Annotated in this window: 31 protein-coding genes; all 31 read left to right on the top strand. The window is 45.4% G+C overall.

Annotated elements, in window-relative coordinates:
* The first annotated feature begins 7 nt into the window (after positions 1-7).
* Positions 8-2,113: an elongation factor G gene (fusA, locus tag A3IE_RS0103070; protein ID WP_020394119.1), complete on the top strand. Its 2,106-nt coding sequence runs from the start codon at positions 8-10 to the stop codon at positions 2,111-2,113.
* 133 nt (positions 2,114-2,246) lie between these two features.
* Positions 2,247-2,558 (top strand): 30S ribosomal protein S10, encoded by a 312-nt coding sequence (rpsJ, locus tag A3IE_RS0103065; protein WP_020394118.1) that lies wholly within the window; start codon positions 2,247-2,249, stop codon positions 2,556-2,558.
* Positions 2,559-2,695: 137 nt separating this feature from the next.
* Positions 2,696-3,328: a 50S ribosomal protein L3 gene (rplC, locus tag A3IE_RS0103060; protein ID WP_020394117.1), complete on the top strand. Its 633-nt coding sequence runs from the start codon at positions 2,696-2,698 to the stop codon at positions 3,326-3,328.
* A 9-nt stretch (positions 3,329-3,337) separates the two neighbouring features.
* Positions 3,338-3,940 (top strand): 50S ribosomal protein L4, encoded by a 603-nt coding sequence (gene rplD / locus A3IE_RS0103055; RefSeq protein ID WP_020394116.1) that lies wholly within the window; start codon positions 3,338-3,340, stop codon positions 3,938-3,940.
* Entirely contained in the window at positions 3,937-4,230 is a 294-nt protein-coding gene (gene rplW / locus A3IE_RS0103050) for a 50S ribosomal protein L23 (RefSeq protein ID WP_020394115.1), read from the top strand. The genes rplD and rplW overlap by 4 nt, the downstream gene beginning before the upstream one ends.
* 13 nt (positions 4,231-4,243) lie before the next feature.
* Complete coding sequence (rplB, locus tag A3IE_RS0103045; protein ID WP_020394114.1) at positions 4,244-5,068, top strand: 50S ribosomal protein L2; 825 nt, start codon at positions 4,244-4,246, stop codon at positions 5,066-5,068.
* Between the two features lie 12 nt (positions 5,069-5,080).
* Positions 5,081-5,356: a 30S ribosomal protein S19 gene (rpsS, locus tag A3IE_RS0103040; protein ID WP_020394113.1), complete on the top strand. Its 276-nt coding sequence runs from the start codon at positions 5,081-5,083 to the stop codon at positions 5,354-5,356.
* An 11-nt stretch (positions 5,357-5,367) separates the two neighbouring features.
* A complete protein-coding gene (gene rplV / locus A3IE_RS0103035; RefSeq protein ID WP_020394112.1) occupies positions 5,368-5,697 on the top strand; it encodes a 50S ribosomal protein L22 in 330 nt (109 codons plus the stop codon).
* Between the two features lie 16 nt (positions 5,698-5,713).
* Positions 5,714-6,412, top strand: a complete 699-nt coding sequence (rpsC, locus tag A3IE_RS0103030) for a 30S ribosomal protein S3 (protein ID WP_020394111.1) — start codon at positions 5,714-5,716, stop codon at positions 6,410-6,412.
* A gap of 12 nt (positions 6,413-6,424) precedes the next feature.
* The gene (gene rplP / locus A3IE_RS0103025; RefSeq protein WP_020394110.1) at positions 6,425-6,838 is read left to right on the top strand and encodes a 50S ribosomal protein L16; all 414 of its coding nucleotides are present in this window, start codon (positions 6,425-6,427) and stop codon (positions 6,836-6,838) included.
* On the top strand, positions 6,838-7,035 hold the full coding sequence (gene rpmC, locus A3IE_RS0103020; RefSeq protein ID WP_020394109.1) for a 50S ribosomal protein L29: 198 nt from the start codon (positions 6,838-6,840) through the stop codon (positions 7,033-7,035). Before rplP ends, rpmC begins: the two co-directional genes overlap by 1 nt.
* Before the next feature lie 2 nt (positions 7,036-7,037).
* Positions 7,038-7,301 carry a 30S ribosomal protein S17 gene (gene rpsQ / locus A3IE_RS0103015; RefSeq protein WP_020394108.1) on the top strand — a complete coding sequence of 88 codons (264 nt, stop codon included), beginning with the start codon at positions 7,038-7,040 and terminating at the stop codon, positions 7,299-7,301.
* Positions 7,302-7,323: 22 nt separating this feature from the next.
* Positions 7,324-7,692 carry a 50S ribosomal protein L14 gene (gene rplN / locus A3IE_RS0103010; protein ID WP_020394107.1) on the top strand — a complete coding sequence of 123 codons (369 nt, stop codon included), beginning with the start codon at positions 7,324-7,326 and terminating at the stop codon, positions 7,690-7,692.
* 31 nt (positions 7,693-7,723) lie between these two features.
* On the top strand, positions 7,724-8,041 hold the full coding sequence (gene rplX / locus A3IE_RS0103005; RefSeq protein ID WP_020394106.1) for a 50S ribosomal protein L24: 318 nt from the start codon (positions 7,724-7,726) through the stop codon (positions 8,039-8,041).
* Between the two features lie 15 nt (positions 8,042-8,056).
* The gene (gene rplE / locus A3IE_RS0103000; protein ID WP_020394105.1) at positions 8,057-8,596 is read left to right on the top strand and encodes a 50S ribosomal protein L5; all 540 of its coding nucleotides are present in this window, start codon (positions 8,057-8,059) and stop codon (positions 8,594-8,596) included.
* Between the two features lie 13 nt (positions 8,597-8,609).
* Positions 8,610-8,915: a 30S ribosomal protein S14 gene (rpsN, locus tag A3IE_RS0102995; protein WP_020394104.1), complete on the top strand. Its 306-nt coding sequence runs from the start codon at positions 8,610-8,612 to the stop codon at positions 8,913-8,915.
* Positions 8,916-8,930: 15 nt separating this feature from the next.
* Positions 8,931-9,326, top strand: a complete 396-nt coding sequence (rpsH, locus tag A3IE_RS0102990) for a 30S ribosomal protein S8 (protein WP_020394103.1) — start codon at positions 8,931-8,933, stop codon at positions 9,324-9,326.
* 14 nt (positions 9,327-9,340) lie between these two features.
* Complete coding sequence (gene rplF, locus A3IE_RS0102985) at positions 9,341-9,874, top strand: 50S ribosomal protein L6 (protein ID WP_020394102.1); 534 nt, start codon at positions 9,341-9,343, stop codon at positions 9,872-9,874.
* Between the two features lie 10 nt (positions 9,875-9,884).
* Entirely contained in the window at positions 9,885-10,238 is a 354-nt protein-coding gene (gene rplR / locus A3IE_RS0102980) for a 50S ribosomal protein L18 (RefSeq protein WP_020394101.1), read from the top strand.
* An 18-nt stretch (positions 10,239-10,256) separates the two neighbouring features.
* A complete protein-coding gene (gene rpsE / locus A3IE_RS0102975; protein ID WP_020394100.1) occupies positions 10,257-10,766 on the top strand; it encodes a 30S ribosomal protein S5 in 510 nt (169 codons plus the stop codon).
* A 3-nt stretch (positions 10,767-10,769) separates the two neighbouring features.
* Positions 10,770-10,958 carry a 50S ribosomal protein L30 gene (gene rpmD / locus A3IE_RS0102970; RefSeq protein ID WP_020394099.1) on the top strand — a complete coding sequence of 63 codons (189 nt, stop codon included), beginning with the start codon at positions 10,770-10,772 and terminating at the stop codon, positions 10,956-10,958.
* Position 10,959: 1 nt separating this feature from the next.
* The gene (rplO, locus tag A3IE_RS0102965) at positions 10,960-11,391 is read left to right on the top strand and encodes a 50S ribosomal protein L15 (RefSeq protein ID WP_020394098.1); all 432 of its coding nucleotides are present in this window, start codon (positions 10,960-10,962) and stop codon (positions 11,389-11,391) included.
* A gap of 9 nt (positions 11,392-11,400) precedes the next feature.
* The gene (gene secY, locus A3IE_RS0102960) at positions 11,401-12,750 is read left to right on the top strand and encodes a preprotein translocase subunit SecY (protein WP_020394097.1); all 1,350 of its coding nucleotides are present in this window, start codon (positions 11,401-11,403) and stop codon (positions 12,748-12,750) included.
* Positions 12,751-12,772: 22 nt separating this feature from the next.
* Positions 12,773-12,886, top strand: a complete 114-nt coding sequence (gene rpmJ, locus A3IE_RS22400) for a 50S ribosomal protein L36 (protein ID WP_083900567.1) — start codon at positions 12,773-12,775, stop codon at positions 12,884-12,886.
* A gap of 139 nt (positions 12,887-13,025) precedes the next feature.
* Positions 13,026-13,382, top strand: coding sequence for a 30S ribosomal protein S13 (rpsM, locus tag A3IE_RS0102955; RefSeq protein WP_020394096.1), 357 nt, complete (start codon positions 13,026-13,028; stop codon positions 13,380-13,382).
* Between the two features lie 16 nt (positions 13,383-13,398).
* Positions 13,399-13,806: a 30S ribosomal protein S11 gene (rpsK, locus tag A3IE_RS0102950; RefSeq protein ID WP_020394095.1), complete on the top strand. Its 408-nt coding sequence runs from the start codon at positions 13,399-13,401 to the stop codon at positions 13,804-13,806.
* Between the two features lie 12 nt (positions 13,807-13,818).
* Positions 13,819-14,439 carry a 30S ribosomal protein S4 gene (rpsD, locus tag A3IE_RS0102945; RefSeq protein ID WP_020394094.1) on the top strand — a complete coding sequence of 207 codons (621 nt, stop codon included), beginning with the start codon at positions 13,819-13,821 and terminating at the stop codon, positions 14,437-14,439.
* A gap of 37 nt (positions 14,440-14,476) precedes the next feature.
* Positions 14,477-15,481, top strand: coding sequence for a DNA-directed RNA polymerase subunit alpha (locus tag A3IE_RS0102940; RefSeq protein ID WP_026154750.1), 1,005 nt, complete (start codon positions 14,477-14,479; stop codon positions 15,479-15,481).
* Between the two features lie 34 nt (positions 15,482-15,515).
* Positions 15,516-15,908 (top strand): 50S ribosomal protein L17, encoded by a 393-nt coding sequence (gene rplQ / locus A3IE_RS0102935; RefSeq protein WP_020394092.1) that lies wholly within the window; start codon positions 15,516-15,518, stop codon positions 15,906-15,908.
* 135 nt (positions 15,909-16,043) lie between these two features.
* Entirely contained in the window at positions 16,044-16,433 is a 390-nt protein-coding gene (locus A3IE_RS0102930) for a hypothetical protein (RefSeq protein WP_020394091.1), read from the top strand.
* A gap of 8 nt (positions 16,434-16,441) precedes the next feature.
* The gene (gene bioB / locus A3IE_RS0102925) at positions 16,442-17,416 is read left to right on the top strand and encodes a biotin synthase BioB (RefSeq protein ID WP_020394090.1); all 975 of its coding nucleotides are present in this window, start codon (positions 16,442-16,444) and stop codon (positions 17,414-17,416) included.
* Positions 17,417-17,423 lie beyond the last annotated feature (7 nt).

The raw sequence follows: 17,423 nt of genomic DNA, 5'->3' as shown, positions 1-17,423 counted from the left end.
ATGCGCAATGGCTCGCAAAACACCTATCGAACGTTATCGCAATATCGGCATCATGGCGCACATCGATGCTGGCAAAACGACAACGACTGAGCGTGTTTTGTTTTACACCGGCATCTCGCACAAAATTGGCGAAGTGCATGACGGTGCCGCCACCATGGACTGGATGGAGCAAGAACAAGAGCGCGGTATTACGATTACTTCCGCAGCGACAACTTGCTTCTGGTCTGGGATGGATCAGCAATTTGAACAGCATCGTATCAATATTATCGATACGCCAGGGCATGTTGACTTCACGATTGAGGTTGAGCGTTCTTTACGTGTTTTAGACGGTGCAGTTGCAGTATTTTGTGCGGTCGGTGGGGTTGAGCCTCAATCTGAAACGGTTTGGCGTCAGGCTAATAAATATCATGTGCCGCGCGTTGCCTTCGTCAATAAGATGGATCGCTCGGGCGCAGATTTTTTGCGGGTAGTGGAGCAAATTGAGCAGCGTCTAGGCTCAAAAGCGGTTCCTGTGCAATTGCCTATTGGTGCTGAAGAGTCCTTTAAAGGATTGGTCGATTTGGTACGTATGCAGGCTTTGTATTGGAACGAAGCTGATCAAGGAATGACCTATACCGCTACAGACGTTCCCGCTGCAATGCAGGCGCAATGCCAAGAATGGCGTGAAAAAATGATTGAAGCTGCTGCTGAGGCAGATGATGCATTGATGACACGCTATTTGGAAGAGGGTGAGTTAAGCGCTGATGAAATATACAGTGGTTTGCGTACACGCTCTTTGGCAGGTGAGTTAGTGCCTGTGTTATGTGGCTCTGCTTTTAAGAATAAAGGCGTGCAAGCCATGTTAGACGCGGTTGTGCGTTATCTGCCCTCACCGGTGGATGTGCCTGCCATCAAAGGTGTCTTGCCGGGTGATGAAGAAAAAACTGCTGAGCGTCATGCGTCTGATATTGAGCCGTTTGCTGGCTTGGCTTTCAAAATTGCAACTGATCCTTTCGTGGGCTCATTAACCTTTTTCCGCGTGTATTCTGGCAAGCTAGAAACCGGTGATGTGGTTTTTAATCCCATTAAGGGTAAACGTGAGCGTATTGGGCGCATTATGCAAATGCACGCCAATTCACGCGAAGAGATTAAAGAAGTATTAGCAGGTGATATTGCTGCTGCGGTTGGTCTAAAAGAAGTCACCACTGGCGATACTTTATGTGATCAGCATCATCAAATTATCTTGGAAAAGATGGATTTTCCAGAGCCTGTGATTTCTGTGGCGGTTGAGCCAAAATCACAAGCTGATCAAGAGAAAATGGGGTTGGCTTTATCGCGCTTAGCACAAGAAGATCCATCCTTTAAGGTGCATACCGATCCGGATTCGGGGCAGACCATCATTTCAGGGATGGGCGAGCTGCATCTTGAAATTATCGTCGATCGGATGAAGCGCGAATTCAAGGTGGAGTGTAATGTGGGCGAGCCACAGGTAGCTTACCGTGAAACCATTCGTCAAATTGCTGAAGCTGAAGGTAAGTTTGTCCGTCAAACCGGTGGCAAGGGTCAGTATGGGCATGTGTGGATTCGTTTAGAACCACTGCCAGAAGGTTCTGGTTATCAGTTTGAAAATGCCATTCAAGGCGGCGTAATTCCAAAAGAATTTATTCCAGCTGTTGATAAAGGTATTCGCGAGCAACTGGGTAATGGTGTCTATTTAAATTACCCCTTGGTCGATTTGAAGGTAACCTTATTCGATGGCTCTTATCATGATGTAGATTCGAATGAGTTGGCGTTCAAGATTGCTGGCTCTATCGCTTTGCGTGAAGGTGTGTTGAAGGCTAGTCCGGCGTTATTAGAACCTATCATGCGTGTTGAGGTCTCCACACCCGAAGATTACATGGGTGACGTAGTGGGTGATTTGAATCGACGTCGCGGTGTGATTGAGGGGCTTAATGACTCCCATATGGGCAAGGTCATCAAAGCTGAAGTGCCTTTAAGCACTATGTTCGGATATGCCACTGCTTTGCGTTCAGCAACGCAAGGGCGGGCGTCTTATAGTATGGAGTTTGCGCACTATGCGGAGGCCCCTGCTCAAGTAACTCAGGCAGTTCTTAAGAAAGTTAAGGGCGAATGAGTTTCTAGCTGTTGATTGCTGCATGATACTAAAGCGACTGGAATAGGTCGTCCGTAGAGTTTTGATTGTGCGTTCGGGTGGCCATGATTCGCTGCCGGTGTTGTGTCTAAGATTTATTACTGAGTGAATAGTTATGTCAGATCAAAGAATTCGTATCCGTTTGAAAGCGTTTGACCATCGTCTAATCGACCGTTCGGCTATGGAGATTGTTGAAACTGCTAAGCGCACTGGCGCTCGTGTTAAAGGGCCTGTGCCTTTGCCAACACGTACTGAGCGTCATACGATTTTGATTTCGCCACATGCTGACAAAGATGCGCGTGATCAGTATGAGATTCGCACGCACAAGCGTTTGATGGATATTATTGATCCAACCGATAAAACAGTTGATGCCTTAATGAAGTTGGATTTAGCGGCAGGCGTCGATGTTCAGATAAAATTGAACTAAATTGCAATAAACACTTAACGTACGTTAATTTTCTGTTATAATGCGCGCCTTTCTTCGGCTCGACCTTTGTCGAGCTAATTTTTTCTAAAGATAAGAAGTGCGGATTTACTCGAAAAGAGTATTAAAGAGGTAAGCAAATGGCTATCAGTCTATTGGGTCGTAAAATAGGAATGACCCGCATTTTCGGTGAGTCCGGGGATGCAGTCCCAGTCACCGTTTTGGAGATTGCGCCAAACCGTGTGTCCCAAGTTAAAACCGCTGCAACTGACGGTTATGAAGCCATTCAGTTGTCAACTGGTGAACAAAAGGCTTCGCGTGTCACAAAAGCTGAGGCTGGCCATTTTGCTAAATCCGGCGTTCCTGCTGGTACACATGTTCGTGAATCACGTGTTGATTCAGCAGCTGAGTATTCAGTCGGTGGCGAATTAAGTGTGGCGTTCTTTGAAGCGGGTCAGTTCGTTGATGTGGCTGGCGTGAGCAAAGGTAAAGGTTACGCTGGTACGATCAAGCGTCACAACTTCGCTGGTAAAGATGCAACGCATGGTAACTCGGTTTCACATCGTACCCCAGGTTCTATCGGTCAAAACCAAACACCAGGCCGTGTGTTCCCTGGTAAAAAAATGTCAGGTCACTTAGGTAATGTGAACGTCACTGTGCAAAACCTCGAAGTGGTTCGTGTAGATGCAGAACGTAATTTGTTGCTGGTGAAAGGTGCCGTTCCTGGTGCGACTGGTGGCAAGATTTCCGTCAAGCACTCTGTAAAGGCGTAAGGAATCATTATGGAATTACAAGTAGCTAATGGCGGCGCTGTCACGGTAAATGACGAGATTTTTGGCCGCGATTTTAATGAAGGTTTAGTGCATCAAGCGATAGTTGCCTATATGGCAGGTGCTCGCGCTGGTACAAAAGCACAAAAAAATCGCTCTGATGTGAGTGGTGGCGGTCAAAAGCCTTTTAAACAGAAAGGTTCTGGTCGTGCTCGTGCAGGTACCACCCGTGGTCCCTTATGGCGTACCGGTGGTGTAACCTTTGCAGCGCGCCCACGCAGTTACGAGCAAAAATTAAATAAGAAAATGTATCGTGCTGCTATTCGCTCTATTCTTTCTGAGTTAGTGCGTCAAGAGCGCTTGGTGGTAGTGAGCTCTTTATCGTTAGCTGACTCCAAGACTAAGTCTATGGTTGCCAAGTTAAAAGACTTCGGCACTAACGATGTTTTATTGGTTTCTGATGTCGACGACGTCAATGTCTTATTAGCTTCACGCAATATTCCTTATTGCGAAGTGGCTAACACTACTGAGCTGAATCCAGTGAGCTTGGTAGGTCATGAAAAAGTAGTAATGACTCAGTCGGCCATTGCAAAAGTTCAGGAGTGGTTGGCATGAGCCAGAATATTTATCAAGTCTTGTTGGCTCCCCGCATGACAGAAAAAACTGTTGCTGCTTCTGAGTCTTCAAATCAATACGTTTTTAAGGTCGCTAAAACTGCTACTAAAAACGATATTAAAGCCGCAGTACAAGAGCTATTCGAAGTTAAAGTTGATCAAGTTCGTACTGTGAATGTGAAAGGCAAGCAAAAGAATTTTGGCCGTCGCGCGGGTAAACGTAGCGACTGGAAAAAGGCGTATATTCGTCTGGCTGAAGGTCAATCGCTTGATGCTGCTTCAGCTGAATAAGGTAAGGTGAGTTATGGCAGTCGTTAAGTCAAAACCAACATCTCCAGGGCGTCGTTTTCAAGTTCGTGTTACTACGCCAGATTTGCATAAAGGTGCTCCAGAAAAGAGCCTATTAGATCGCAAATCTAAAACCGGTGGTCGTAATAATACTGGTCGTATTACAACACGTCACGTGGGTGGTGGTCATCGTCAACATTATCGTTTAGTTGACTTTAAACGTCGTAAAGATGATATTCCAGCGCGCGTTGAACATATTGAATACGATCCTAATCGTAGTGCGCATATTGCATTATTAGTCTATGCAGATGGCGAACGTCGTTACATTATTGCGCCAAAGAATTTAAAAGCAGGTGATTCAGTTATTTCTGGTCAACATGCTCCTATCGCAACCGGTAACTCTTTGCCGATGCGAAATATCCCTATCGGTTCAGTGATCCACTGTTTAGAAATGCGTCCTGGTAAAGGTGCTCAATTGGCGCGTAGTGCAGGTGCAGCAGTTCAGTTGATCGCAAAAGAAGGGGCTTATGCTACCGTGCGTTTGCGTTCCGGTGAAATGCGTAAAGTGCCGGTTGATTGCCGCGCTACTATCGGTGAAGTCGGTAATAATGAACACGGTTTGACCAAGTTAGGTAAAGCGGGCGCAAAGCGCTGGCGTGGTGTTCGTCCTACGGTACGTGGTGTAGCTATGAACCCAGTTGATCACCCACATGGTGGTGGTGAAGGTCGTACATCAGGTGGTCGTCACCCTGTATCACCTTGGGGTACGCCAACTAAGGGTTATAAAACACGTAGCAACAAACGCACTGACAAGATGATTGTGCGTCGTCGCAATAAGTAAGAGGATTAGACAGTGCCACGCTCATTGAAAAAAGGTCCATTCATTGACCATCATTTAATGCATAAAGTTGAGGTTGCGGTTGCTAAAAATGACCGTCGCCCTATCAAAACTTGGTCACGTCGTTCGATGATCGTACCAGAAATGGTGGGTCTGACTCTTGCTGTGCATAACGGCAAGCAACACGTGCCTGTGTTAGTAAATGAAAACATGGTTGGCCACAAGTTAGGTGAGTTCTCGGCAACTCGTGCTTACCGTGGTCATGCCGCTGATAAAAAAGCGAAGAAATAAGGGGTAATGCAATGGAAGTAGCAGCTCGTTTGCGCTTTGCGCGTATTTCACCTCAAAAAGGTCGCTTAGTTGCAGATCAAATTCGTGGCTTACCTGTGGGTAAAGCCTTAGAAGTATTGTCCTTCAGCCCTAAGAAGGGCGCCGCCATCATGAAGAAAGTATTGGAATCAGCCATTGCAAACGCTGAGAACAATGAAGGCGCTGATGTGGATGATTTATCTGTGACAACCGTATTTGTCGACCAAGGGCCAACTATGAAGCGGATCATGCCGCGTGCCAAAGGTCGGGCAAACCGCATTTTAAAACGTACCAGTCATATCACTGTTGCGGTTGGTGATTAAAGGTCTGAGGTAAAACATGGGTCAAAAAGTACATCCAACTGGCATGCGTCTCGGTATCGCTACTGACTGGCGTTCTAAGTGGTATGCCGAAGGTAAAGACTACGCCGATTTCCTGTATAAGGATTTGGAAGTACGTTCTTTCCTGAAAAAGAAATTGAAAGAAGCTTCTGTTAGCCGTATTCAAATCGAACGCCCAGCAAAGTCCGCTTTTATTACCATTCATACTGCTCGTCCTGGAGTGGTTATTGGTAAAAAAGGTGAGGATATTGAACGTTTACGCGCCGATGTAGCTGGCATCATGGGTTTACACGTTAACAACGTGAAGCTGAATATCGAAGAGATTCGTAAGCCAGAATTGGATGCGCAATTGGTTGCTGAAGGTATTGCAAGCCAGTTAGAGCGTCGTATTATGTTCCGCCGTGCGATGAAGCGTGCCGTTAGTAATGCTATGCGCTTAGGTGCTTTAGGCATCAAGGTAAGCGTTGCTGGTCGTTTGAATGGTGCAGAGATCGCACGTACGGAGTGGTATCGTGAAGGTCGTGTGCCATTACATACACTGCGTGCTGATATCGATTACGCAACAGCCGAAGCTTTAACTACCTATGGTATCATTGGTGTCAAAGTTTGGATCTTCAAGGGTGAGGTCTTTGACCTTGAACAGAAACAATCTAACTCTGGGAATGCAAATAACCAGCAGGCTAGAAAGAAGAAGTGATAGAGGTTTGAGATGTTACAGCCTAAAAGAACCAAATTCCGCAAAATGCATAAAGGCCGCAACCGTGGTCTTGCACAAGCAGGTAATGAAGTAAGCTTCGGTGAGTATGGCCTGAAATCACTTGAGCGTGGTCGTATGACAGCGCGTCAAATTGAGTCAGCACGCCGTGCGATTAATCGTGAAGTACGTCGTGGTGGTAAGTTGTGGATTCGTGTATTCCCTGACAAGCCAATTAGTAAAAAACCTTTAGAAGTGCGGATGGGTAAAGGTAAAGGTAACGTTGAATATTGGGTAGCCTTAATTCAACCGGGTAAAGTCCTTTACGAAATCCAAGGCATCAGTGAAGAGTCAGCACGCCAAGCATTTAAGCTAGCTGCTGCTAAACTGCCCTTTAAAACCGCCTTTGTTTCCCGTCAGGTGATGTGATGAAAGCAGCCGATTTACGTAATAAGTCAGAAGCTGAATTAGCGACTGAATTGACTGAAAACTATAAGGAGCAGTTTAAGTTGCGTATGCAGCAAGCTGCTGGCCAGTTATCACGCCCTTCGGAAGTGAAACGTGTACGTCGCGAGATCGCACGTATTAAAACCGTGTTGTCTGAAAAGCAAGTCGCAGGTAAGTAAAGATGAGCGAAGAAGTTAAAGTCGAACGTAGTTTGATGGGACGCGTCGTCAGCGACAAAATGGACAAAACGGTTGTAGTTTTGTTAGAGCGTCAAGTGCAACATCCTGTCTATGGGAAGTTCATTAAGAGTTCTAAAAAATACCATGTGCATGACGAAAACAATGAAGGCAAGGTAGGCGATACCGTTACTTTCAAGGAATGTCGTCCTCTGTCCAAAAGCAAGCACTGGACATTGATTAAAGTTGTTGAGCGTGCAGCCAGCTAATCCTGGAGACGGAGACTGATTTATGATCCAGATGCAATCTGTTCTGCAAGTTGCAGATAATAGTGGTGCACGTAAAGTTATGTGTATCAAGGTTTTAGGCGGTTCGCACCGTCGTTATGCCAGTATTGGTGATGTCATTAAGGTAAGTATCCGTGATGCGATTCCTCGTGGCAAAGTTAAGAAAGGCGATGTTTATAACGCGGTAATCGTGCGTACTGCAAAAGGTATTCGTCGTGGTGATGGTTCTGTGATTCGTTTTGATACGAATGCTGCCGTATTGCTCAACAACAAGTTAGAGCCTATCGGTACACGTATCTTCGGGCCAGTAACTCGTGAACTGCGCGGCGATCGTTTTATGAAAATCATTTCTCTAGCACCTGAAGTGCTTTAAAACTTACAGCGATTAAAGTAGGTAAATAGCAATGCGTAAGATTCGTAAAAACGATGAAGTTGTCCTCATCACCGGTAAAGACAAAGGTCGTCGTGGCACGGTTATGCAGGTTCTAGCGAATGGAAAAGTTTTGGTTAAAGGTGTGAATGTTGTTAAGAAACACCAAAAGCCAAATCCAACAGCAGGGATTCAAGGTGGCGTGATTGAAAAAGAAATGCCATTAGATGTATCCAATGTAATGTTGGTCAACCGTACCACCGGCAAAGGTGATCGGGTTGGATTCAAGCTCCTGGAAGACGGCAAGAAGGTCCGTGTCTTTAAATCCAACGGTGAGCGCGTAGACGCTTAATAGGTATTATTATTCATGGCAAGGTTACAGAAATATTACCGTGAAACTGTTGTAAAAGAATTACAACAAAAGCTCGGTCTAAAAAATGTGATGGAAATCCCGCGCATCACAAAAATCACGCTAAACATGGGTTTAGGTGAAGCGGTTGGCGACAAAAAAATTATTGAGCACGCTGTCAATGATATGACCAAAATTGCAGGTCAGAAGCCAGTAGTGACGCTAAGCCGCAAATCGATTGCAGGCTTTAAAATTCGTGATAACTGGCCCATTGGTTGCATGGTAACCTTGCGTCGTGAACATATGTATGAGTTTTTGGATAAGTTAATTAACATCTCCATTCCTCGTATCCGTGACTTTCGCGGTTTAAATCCGAGAGCATTTGATGGTAGTGGTAACTACAACATGGGTGTTAAAGAGCAAATCATTTTCCCAGAAATTGATTATGACAAAATTGATACCTTACGCGGTATGAATATCACCATTACCACTACAGCTAAAACTGATGAAGAGGGACGTGCGCTTCTAGAAGCGTTTAAGTTCCCTTTCAGACAGTAACGAGGAATTTTTCATGGCAAAAACTTCCATGATCGCACGTGAAACTAAGCGTGCAGAAGCAGCAGAAAAGTATGCAGCAAAGCGTGCTGAGCTGAAAAAAATTATTGCTAGTCCAGCAAGTTCTTATGAGCAAGTGATGGCTGCAAGCACAGCATTACAAAAATTGCCACGTGATAGTAGTCCAGTGCGTAGACAACGTCGCTGCAATTTAACAGGCCGCCCACATGGCGTTTATCGCAAATTCGGTTTATCACGTAATAAGCTACGTGAAGCAGCAATGCGCGGTGACGTTCCGGGTTTAACGAAGTCTAGCTGGTAAAAAGGAAATTAAATCATGAGTATGAGTGATCCTATTGCCGATATGCTGACTCGTATCCGCAATGGCCAAAATGCAAGTAAAGCAAAAGTATCTTTTCCTGCCTCTAAGCAGAAGAAAGCTATTTTAGACGTACTGGCAGCGGAAGGTTTTATTCAAGGCTACGAAGTTGATGATAATGCTGGTAAACCAGTTATCAACGTAATCCTGAAATATTTCCAAGGCAAGCCAGTTATTAGCCGTATTTCACGCACGAGCCGTCCCGGTTTACGTGTATTCCGTGGCAAAGATGAGCTACCGAGTGTGATGGGTGGTTATGGTGTTGCTATCGTCTCGACTTCTGCGGGTGTCATGAGTGATCGTGCCGCGCGTGCAGCAGGTCAGGGCGGTGAAGTCCTCTGTACGGTCGAGTAAGGTAGGCGATTGTTATGTCACGTATTGCAAAAAAAGGCCTGCATCTCCCTAAGGGGGTTGAGGTAAAACTGGACGGTCAACAGTTGCAAGTTAAGGGTAGTAAAGGCTCACTAAGCTATACCCTAAACAAATCTGTTGAAGTCGCTCAAGAAGACAATGTTATCTACTTCCGTCCTGCTGAAAATGCAGAAGATGGTTGGGCGCAAGCCGGTACTACCCAAGCTACCTTGTTGAACATGGTAAAAGGGGTATCCGAAGGTTTCGAGAAAAAATTACAGCTAGTTGGTGTTGGTTATCGTGCGCAAGCACAAGGTGCCAAATTAAACCTATCGCTCGGTTTTTCTCACCCAGTCGTTTACGACGTGCCAGCCGGTATTACGGTAGAAACACCAAGCCAAACTGAAATTATTGTGCGTGGTGTTGATAAGCACCGTGTTGGTCAAGTTGCAGCAGACATCCGTTCTTATCGTCCGCCCGAGCCTTACAAAGGTAAGGGTGTGAAGTATTCGGATGAAACTATCCTGCGCAAAGAAGCCAAGAAGAAGTAAGGTGGCAGAAATGGACAAAAATACCAGTCGTCTTCGCCGTAGCACTCGCTCACGTGCTAAGATGCGCGAATTGAAAGTGACACGTCTGACTGTACATCGCACTCCACGTCATATGTATGCTCAGATTATATCTCCAGAAGGCAATACTGTTATTGCTTCAGCCTCTACGGTTGAGAAAGCAGTACGTGATAGCCTGAAATATTCAGGTAATGTTGAAGCGGCTGCTGCGATTGGCAAGTTAGTTGCCGAACGTGCTCGTGAAAAGGGTGTAGAAACAGTAGCATTTGATCGTTCTGGTTTTAAATATCATGGCCGTATCAAGGCGTTAGCTGATGCTGCGCGTGAAGCAGGCCTGCAATTCTAACGGTTAAGGTTTTAAGTAATGGCAAAAGCAGAAAATACATCAACACCTACCGATGGTATGCAGGAAAAGCTGGTTCATGTAAACCGCGTTTCTAAAGTCGTGAAAGGTGGCCGGATTTTTAGCTTTACCGCATTAACAGTGGTTGGTGATGGTAAAGGTAAAGTAGGTTTCGGTTATGGTAAGGCGCGCGAAGTCCCAGCGGCTATTCAAAAAGCTATGGAACAAGCCCGCAAAAGCATGGTGAAAATCGCCTTAGTCGATGGCACTTTGCAATACCCAATTCAGCACTCTACCGGTGCTGCACGTGTTTATATGCGTCCTGCTTCTGAAGGTACTGGTGTTATTGCAGGTGGTGCAATGCGTGCAGTATTAGAAGTAGCGGGTGTACGTAACGTTTTGTCTAAGTGCATTGGTACCCGTAACCCCGGCAACGTGGTTCGTGCAACTATTGAAGGTTTAGCAAAAATGCAAGATCCTGAGATGATTGCAGCTAAGCGCGGCAAGACGGTTGAAGAAATTAAGGGGTAATCCATGGCTGGCGCTAAACAAGTTAAACTGACCCTCGTGCGTAGTTTAAATGGTCGCTTAAGAGGTCATAAAGCATGTGCAAGTGGTCTCGGTATTCGTCGTATGCATAGCCCAGTAGTTGTGAACGACACACCTGAAAATCGTGGCATGATTAATAAGATTTCTTACATGCTGAAAGTAGAGGAAGCTTAATATGAAATTGAATACTCTACAGCCTGCGATTGGTAGTCGTAAAGCAGCAACTCGTGTTGGTCGTGGTATTGGCTCAGGCTTAGGCAAAACAGCAGGCCGTGGTCATAAAGGTCAACATTCACGCGCTGGCGGCTTCCATAAAGTGGGTTTCGAAGGCGGTCAGATGCCGATGCAACGTCGTTTGCCGAAAATGGGTTTTAGCTCACGTATCGGTCGTCGTACTGCAGAAGTGCGTTTAGATGAGTTAGCAAAAGTTGAAGGTACCATTACATTGGCTGCTTTAAAAGAAGCGGGTGTCATTGATGCTCGTACTTTACAAGCTAAAATTATTTTGTCTGGCAAAGTCAGCAAAGCTGTTACTGTTCAGGGCTTAGGCGTTACTAAAGGTGCGCGTGAAGCGATTGAAGCCGCTGGTGGCAAAATCGAGGCGTAATAATTAGCCATGGCAAAATCCCCTTCAGCCTCAGCATCATTTGGTAATTTCGGCAATATTGCCGAGATTCGGAATCGTTTGCTGTTTGTGCTATTAGCTTTGGTGGTCTATCGGGTTGGGAGTTATATTCCTGTTCCCGGGGTAAACCCAGTGGTTATGAATGAATTTTTCAAACAGAACACTGGAACCATATTAGGCGTTTTTAACATGTTTTCTGGTGGCGCTTTAGAGCGCTTCAGTGTGTTTGCGCTTGGCATCATGCCTTATATTTCGGCGTCGATTATTGTTCAGTTAATGACCACCATCGTTCCGGCTTTAGAGCAGTTAAAGAAAGATGGTGAGGCAGGTCGCCGTAAGATCACTCAATACACGCGTTATGGCACAGTGGCTTTGGCCATTTTTCAAGGGGTGGGTATTGCAGTTGCTTTGGGTAGCCAAAATTATGGTGGCCAGACAGTCGCATTACAACCCGGTTATGGCTTTGTACTAACCACGGTGATTACTTTGGTGACTGGCACATTATTCTTAATGTGGCTGGGTGAACAAATCACCGAGCGCGGTATCGGTAATGGTATTTCTGTTCTGATTTTTGCGGGTATTGTGGCTGGTTTGCCCGCAGCGATTGGTGGTACCTTAGAATTAGTCAATACAGGTGCTTTGTCACCGGCGATTGTGCTGCTGATTGCGGTGTTAATTTTTGCAGTGACGGCATTTGTTATCTTTGTCGAAAGAGGTCAACGCCGTATCACTGTTAATTATGCCAATCGGCAACAAGGCCGCAAAATGTATGCAGGGCAGTCTAGCCATTTGCCTTTGAAGCTCAATATGGCTGGTGTTATTCCGCCGATTTTTGCTTCCAGTATTATTATGTTCCCAGCGACTTTGGGGCACTGGTTCAGTGGCCAAGATAACTCTGGTGTTATTAAAAACTTTTTTAATATGCTACAACCCGGTCAGCCTGTGTATGTCATTTTATATACCATTGCGATTATTTTCTTCTGCTTTTTCTATACTGCTTTGGTGTTTAACTCGCGTGAGACAGCTGACAATTTGAAAAAAGCAGGTGCGTTTATCCCAGGCATTCGTCCAGGTGAACAAACAGGAAAATATATTGATGGTGTGATGACACGCCTGACCGCTGTTGGGGCGATCTACATCACTCTAGTATGTTTATTACCTGAGTTTTTAATTCTGGTATGGCATGTGCCTTTCGCATTTGGCGGTACTTCATTGCTGATTATTGTAGTTGTGGTAATGGATTTTCTAGCCCAATTACAAGCGCACATGATGTCGCATCAGTATGAAGGGCTTATGAAGAAAGCCAATTTCAAAACGTCTCGCTCTGATGCGACGCGTTGACCGATAAATTGAAGAGGTTGTCATGAAGGTTAGAGCTTCAGTTAAAAAATTATGCCGTCACTGCCGGGTTATCCGTCGTAATGGTATTGTTCGTGTTATCTGTACTGACCCACGTCATAAACAACGTCAGGGTTAATGCTAGAAAACAGATTGTTTCTTACTTGGTTAGGTAAGAGACCTTAAATAACCTCTGCATTGTCAGAGGTTATTTGTTGATAAATAAACGAAAGGTAGGCATAATCGCCGACTTTTCCGAGAATCTGGAGAAATTATTAATGGCTCGTATTGCGGGTATCAATCTTCCTGTAAACAAGCATGTGGTTATTGGCTTAACATCCATTTATGGTATTGGGCGCCCACGTTCTAGTGACATTTGCAAAGCGGCTGGTATTCAGCCCCAAACCAAAATTCGTGATCTATCTGAAGACGAAGTTGAGCGTATTCGCACAGAAGTCGCTAAGTTTTTAGTTGAAGGCGATTTGCGTCGTGAAGTTTCCATGAACATCAAGCGTTTGATGGATATGGGCTGCTATCGTGGTATCCGCCACAGACGTGGATTACCAGTGCGCGGTCAACGCAGTAAAACTAACGCTCGTACCCGTAAAGGTCCGCGTCGTCCAATTCGTAAATAATTCAGGTAGTTAATTTATGGCAAAGCAGCCTACGACTAAAAAAGGCGCCTCTGTTGTCCGTAAAAAAGTCAGAAAAACGGTTACTGACGGCGTTGCACACATCAATGCTTCTTTTAATAACACCATCGTCACCATCACGGATCGCCAAGGTAATGCTTTAGCATGGGCGACTTCAGGTGGCTCTGGTTTTCGCGGCTCTCGTAAAAGTACACCTTTTGCTGCGCAAGTAGCAGCAGAGCGTGCTGGCACCGCTGCGAAAGAATATGGTTTGAAGAACTTGGACGTGGAAGTAAAAGGTCCTGGTCCTGGTCGAGAATCTGCCATTCGTGCTTTGCACAATGCAGGTTATAAGATCACCAATATTACCGATGTGACGCCCATTCCACATAATGGTTGCCGTCCGCCGAAAAAGCGTCGTGTGTAGGAGCAGTTAATCATGGCAAGATATGTTGGACCTACCTGCAAACTAAGCAGACGTGAAGGTACAGACCTTTTTCTAAAGAGCCGCGGTCGCTCTATTGAGAAAAAATGTAAGTTAGATAAAAAACCCGGTCAGCATGGTGAAGGTCGTGGTCGTTTATCTGACTATGGCGTTCAGTTACGTGAAAAGCAAAAAGCACGCCGTATTTATGGTGTGTTAGAACGCCAATTCCGTAACTATTTCAAGAAAGCGGCACAAGCTAAAGGCTCAACCGGTGAGAACTTGTTGCGTTTATTGGAAAACCGTTTAGATAACGTTGTTTATCGTATGGGTTTTGCGGCAACGCGCGCGGAAGCACGTCAGCTCGTAAGCCATAAAGCGATTTTGGTCAACGGTCAAAGCGTTAATATTCCTTCTTATCAAGTGAAGGCTGGCGATTTGATTTCAGTACGTGAAAAAGCCAAGAAACAAGCGCGTATTCAAGATGCTATGGCGGTTGCCGAGCAAATGGGGCTGCCGTCTTGGGTATCGGTGGATTCTAAAAAGTTAGAAGGCACGTACAAAGCTGTACCAGACCGTTCTGATTTACCGGCTGAAATTAATGAATCGTTGATTGTGGAATTGTATTCTAAGTAATCATTGGTCTGATTCATAAACGATTACAGGGACGAGCATGACCTCAAAAATGAATGATTTATTGAAGCCTCGCAATGTGCAGGTGCAGGAGCTGGGATTAAATACATCTCGGATTACTCTTGAGCCACTTGAGCGCGGTTTCGGACATACGCTGGGTAATGCGTTGCGCCGTATTCTGTTGTCTTCTATTGCAGGCAGTGCCATCACTGAAGTTCAGATTGCTGGCGTTGTGCATGAGTACACTTCTATTGAAGGTGTACAAGAAGATGTAGTAGAAATTCTGCTGAATCTGAAAAAGTTAGCAGTGCGTTTAAATGCACGTGACGAAGCGACTGTAACCTTGAAGAAAAAAGGTAAGGGTGTTGTCACGGCGGCTGACATTGAATTGGATCATGATGTCGAAATCATTAATCCAAACTATGTTATCGCGCATCTAACCAAAGATGATGCTGAGTTAGAAATGAGCTTAACCATTACGAGTGGCCGTGGTTATCAACCAGCTGCTACTCGTCGTGGCCCTGATTCACCAGAGTTACCATTAGGTACTTTGGTATTAGATGCAAGCTATAGCCCTATCATTCGTGTTGCTTATAACGTAGACAGTGCGCGTGTTGAACAACGTACTGACATGGATAAGCTAATTGTTGAAATTGAAACGAATGGCTCGGTAGATGCTGAAAATGCTATTAGCATGGCAGCTCAGATTCTACAACAACAGCTCGCGGTATTCTTTGATCTGCGCATTGAAGAGCCGGTGAAATACGTTGATAACCAGCCTGAAGTTGATCCAGTGCTGCTGCGTCCGGTGGATGATTTAGAGTTGACGGTTCGTTCTGCTAACTGCTTGAAAGCTGAGAATTTATTCTATATTGGCGATCTGGTACAACGCACCGAAACCGAGCTTCTAAAAACCCCGAACCTAGGCAAGAAGTCTTTGACCGAGATCAAAGATGTACTGGCTTCTCATGGCTTGACACTTGGTACCAAGCTGGAAAACTGGCCGCCTGCCGGTCTCGATCATAAAGACAGTAAAGTAGGCTAACCTCTGGTTATCCTAGTTTGGAAGGATTTTTAACATGCGTCATCGTAATATTGGTCGTCAATTAAGTCGTAATAGCAGCCATCGTAAGGCGCTGTTGCAGAGTCTGACCAACTCACTACTCCGCTATGAAGCGATTAAAACCACTTTGCCAAAAGCAAAAGAGTTACGCCGTGTAGCTGAGCCATTAATTACTCGTGCTAAACAAGATTCTGTGCACAATCGCCGTATCGCTTTTGCTCGTTTACGTGACGATGAAGTGGTTGCGAAATTGTTCACCGATTTAGGTCCGCGCTATCAATCGCGTCCGGGCGGTTATTTGCGCATTATTAAGTGTGGATTCCGTGCAGGCGATAACGCGCCTATGGCCTATGTGTCATTGGTCGGCGGTAAAGGCGAACACCAAGAAGAAGCTCCAGCAGCTAAGTAATTCATTCTTGTCGTATTGCTTATTAAAAAAGCCGGTTTTAATCCGGCTTTTTTATTGTGGTATGATTTGATGAAACGCATTGACAGTCAGCGTTGTGCTATTAGACTGACAGGTTGTTTTTAACTGGGCAATCCTATGACCACGGAAGCTTCTTCGAATACCGGCGTTATTCCTGCAGCTAGCTCTCGCAAGGCCGCAAAAATCTTTTACTACGGCAATATTGCAGCGGTATTAATACCTTTTCCGCTATTTATTCTGTGGTTTGGTGCATCTATGTTTGTTTATGCTATGTTGCGCCATCACCCGAATGCAAGGGTGGGCTATTATACTCAAGTTGGTGCTTACCAGTATTATGCCTTAGCAGGCCTATTGATTCCGGTGTTGACCTTTGCGCCAGGGGACTTCTTCCTGAATCACTGGCTGGCGACTTGGATTGTTTGTGCCGTTTTTATTATTCCTTTCGCAGTCATGCAAATTTTGAAAGTGAATCGCGAAACCTGGCTCGATGTTGAACCCCACAAATGAGGTTGCCTGTGACTGAATTACGCCATGACTGGCAGGTATCTGAAATTAATACGCTGCTAGCTTTACCTTTTAACGATCTATTATTTCAAGCACAGCAAGTTCATCGCGCTAATTTTCCTGCTAACCAAGTCCAAATCAGTACCTTACTGAGTATTAAAACGGGCGCTTGCCCTGAGGACTGTGGCTATTGCTCACAAAGTTCGAAATATGATACCGCGCTAGAGCGTGAGCGTTTATTGCCCTTGTCAGAGGTGATAGAGGCCGCTAAAACGGCGCAAGGCCAAGGCGCGACCCGCTTTTGTATGGGGGCCGCATGGCGCAATCCTACCGATAAAAATTTAGACCGTGTCGTGGAAATGGTTCAAGCTGTCAAAGGTCTCGGCATGGAAACCTGTGTGACCTTAGGCATGTTAACCGACAAGCAGGCGGAACGTCTACGCGAAGCGGGTTTGGATTACTACAACCATAATTTGGATACCTCGCCTGAATTTTATGGCAATGTGATTAGCACGCGCACTTATCAAGATCGTTTAGATACCATTGAGCATGTCCGCAATGCAGGGATCAATGTTTGTTCCGGTGGCATTTTAGGTTTAGGCGAATCGCGTCAGGATCGTGCGCGGCTCTTACAACAACTTGCTAATATGAAGCATCACCCTGAATCTGTGCCCATTAATGATCTGGTGCGGATTGAGGGAACGCCTTTAGCCGGTACGGACAAACTGGATCCTTTAGAATTTGTGCGCACGGTCGCGGTTGCCCGTATTTTAATGCCTAAATCCTATGTGCGTTTATCAGCGGGACGTACCGAGATGAGCGATGAAATGCAGGCATTGTGTTTTTTCGCAGGTGCTAATTCGATGTTCTATGGTGATCGCTTATTGACTACCGATAATCCTAGCGAAAACCACGATATGCAATTATTTGCGCGTTTAGGCATTCAAGCTGAAGCTGCTAAACCCAGCGCATCAGTGCATTTCTAAGTCCTCA

It is taken from the genome of Thiolinea disciformis DSM 14473, from assembly GCF_000371925.1.
Taxonomy (GTDB): Bacteria; Pseudomonadota; Gammaproteobacteria; order Thiotrichales; family Thiotrichaceae; genus Thiolinea; species Thiolinea disciformis.
Note: the sequence above shows the minus strand (reverse complement) of the source record. Positions and strands in the feature narration are given on the sequence as shown.

What these genes read in the sequence shown, in the direction of transcription:
- fusA (WP_020394119.1), top strand. Translation starts at nt 8, where the DNA reads ATGGCTCGCAAAACACCTATCGAACGTTATCGCAATATCGGCATCATG.
- rpsJ (WP_020394118.1), top strand. Translation starts at nt 2,247, where the DNA reads ATGTCAGATCAAAGAATTCGTATCCGTTTGAAAGCGTTTGACCATCGT.
- rplC (WP_020394117.1), top strand. Translation starts at nt 2,696, where the DNA reads ATGGCTATCAGTCTATTGGGTCGTAAAATAGGAATGACCCGCATTTTC.
- rplD (WP_020394116.1), top strand. Translation starts at nt 3,338, where the DNA reads ATGGAATTACAAGTAGCTAATGGCGGCGCTGTCACGGTAAATGACGAG.
- rplW (WP_020394115.1), top strand. Translation starts at nt 3,937, where the DNA reads ATGAGCCAGAATATTTATCAAGTCTTGTTGGCTCCCCGCATGACAGAA.
- rplB (WP_020394114.1), top strand. Translation starts at nt 4,244, where the DNA reads ATGGCAGTCGTTAAGTCAAAACCAACATCTCCAGGGCGTCGTTTTCAA.
- rplV (WP_020394112.1), top strand. Translation starts at nt 5,368, where the DNA reads ATGGAAGTAGCAGCTCGTTTGCGCTTTGCGCGTATTTCACCTCAAAAA.
- rpsC (WP_020394111.1), top strand. Translation starts at nt 5,714, where the DNA reads ATGGGTCAAAAAGTACATCCAACTGGCATGCGTCTCGGTATCGCTACT.
- rplP (WP_020394110.1), top strand. Translation starts at nt 6,425, where the DNA reads ATGTTACAGCCTAAAAGAACCAAATTCCGCAAAATGCATAAAGGCCGC.
- rpmC (WP_020394109.1), top strand. Translation starts at nt 6,838, where the DNA reads ATGAAAGCAGCCGATTTACGTAATAAGTCAGAAGCTGAATTAGCGACT.
- rpsQ (WP_020394108.1), top strand. Translation starts at nt 7,038, where the DNA reads ATGAGCGAAGAAGTTAAAGTCGAACGTAGTTTGATGGGACGCGTCGTC.
- rplN (WP_020394107.1), top strand. Translation starts at nt 7,324, where the DNA reads ATGATCCAGATGCAATCTGTTCTGCAAGTTGCAGATAATAGTGGTGCA.
- rplX (WP_020394106.1), top strand. Translation starts at nt 7,724, where the DNA reads ATGCGTAAGATTCGTAAAAACGATGAAGTTGTCCTCATCACCGGTAAA.
- rplE (WP_020394105.1), top strand. Translation starts at nt 8,057, where the DNA reads ATGGCAAGGTTACAGAAATATTACCGTGAAACTGTTGTAAAAGAATTA.
- rpsN (WP_020394104.1), top strand. Translation starts at nt 8,610, where the DNA reads ATGGCAAAAACTTCCATGATCGCACGTGAAACTAAGCGTGCAGAAGCA.
- rpsH (WP_020394103.1), top strand. Translation starts at nt 8,931, where the DNA reads ATGAGTATGAGTGATCCTATTGCCGATATGCTGACTCGTATCCGCAAT.
- rplF (WP_020394102.1), top strand. Translation starts at nt 9,341, where the DNA reads ATGTCACGTATTGCAAAAAAAGGCCTGCATCTCCCTAAGGGGGTTGAG.
- rplR (WP_020394101.1), top strand. Translation starts at nt 9,885, where the DNA reads ATGGACAAAAATACCAGTCGTCTTCGCCGTAGCACTCGCTCACGTGCT.
- rpsE (WP_020394100.1), top strand. Translation starts at nt 10,257, where the DNA reads ATGGCAAAAGCAGAAAATACATCAACACCTACCGATGGTATGCAGGAA.
- rpmD (WP_020394099.1), top strand. Translation starts at nt 10,770, where the DNA reads ATGGCTGGCGCTAAACAAGTTAAACTGACCCTCGTGCGTAGTTTAAAT.
- rplO (WP_020394098.1), top strand. Translation starts at nt 10,960, where the DNA reads ATGAAATTGAATACTCTACAGCCTGCGATTGGTAGTCGTAAAGCAGCA.
- secY (WP_020394097.1), top strand. Translation starts at nt 11,401, where the DNA reads ATGGCAAAATCCCCTTCAGCCTCAGCATCATTTGGTAATTTCGGCAAT.
- rpmJ (WP_083900567.1), top strand. Translation starts at nt 12,773, where the DNA reads ATGAAGGTTAGAGCTTCAGTTAAAAAATTATGCCGTCACTGCCGGGTT.
- rpsM (WP_020394096.1), top strand. Translation starts at nt 13,026, where the DNA reads ATGGCTCGTATTGCGGGTATCAATCTTCCTGTAAACAAGCATGTGGTT.
- rpsK (WP_020394095.1), top strand. Translation starts at nt 13,399, where the DNA reads ATGGCAAAGCAGCCTACGACTAAAAAAGGCGCCTCTGTTGTCCGTAAA.
- rpsD (WP_020394094.1), top strand. Translation starts at nt 13,819, where the DNA reads ATGGCAAGATATGTTGGACCTACCTGCAAACTAAGCAGACGTGAAGGT.
- A3IE_RS0102940 (WP_026154750.1), top strand. Translation starts at nt 14,477, where the DNA reads ATGACCTCAAAAATGAATGATTTATTGAAGCCTCGCAATGTGCAGGTG.
- rplQ (WP_020394092.1), top strand. Translation starts at nt 15,516, where the DNA reads ATGCGTCATCGTAATATTGGTCGTCAATTAAGTCGTAATAGCAGCCAT.
- A3IE_RS0102930 (WP_020394091.1), top strand. Translation starts at nt 16,044, where the DNA reads ATGACCACGGAAGCTTCTTCGAATACCGGCGTTATTCCTGCAGCTAGC.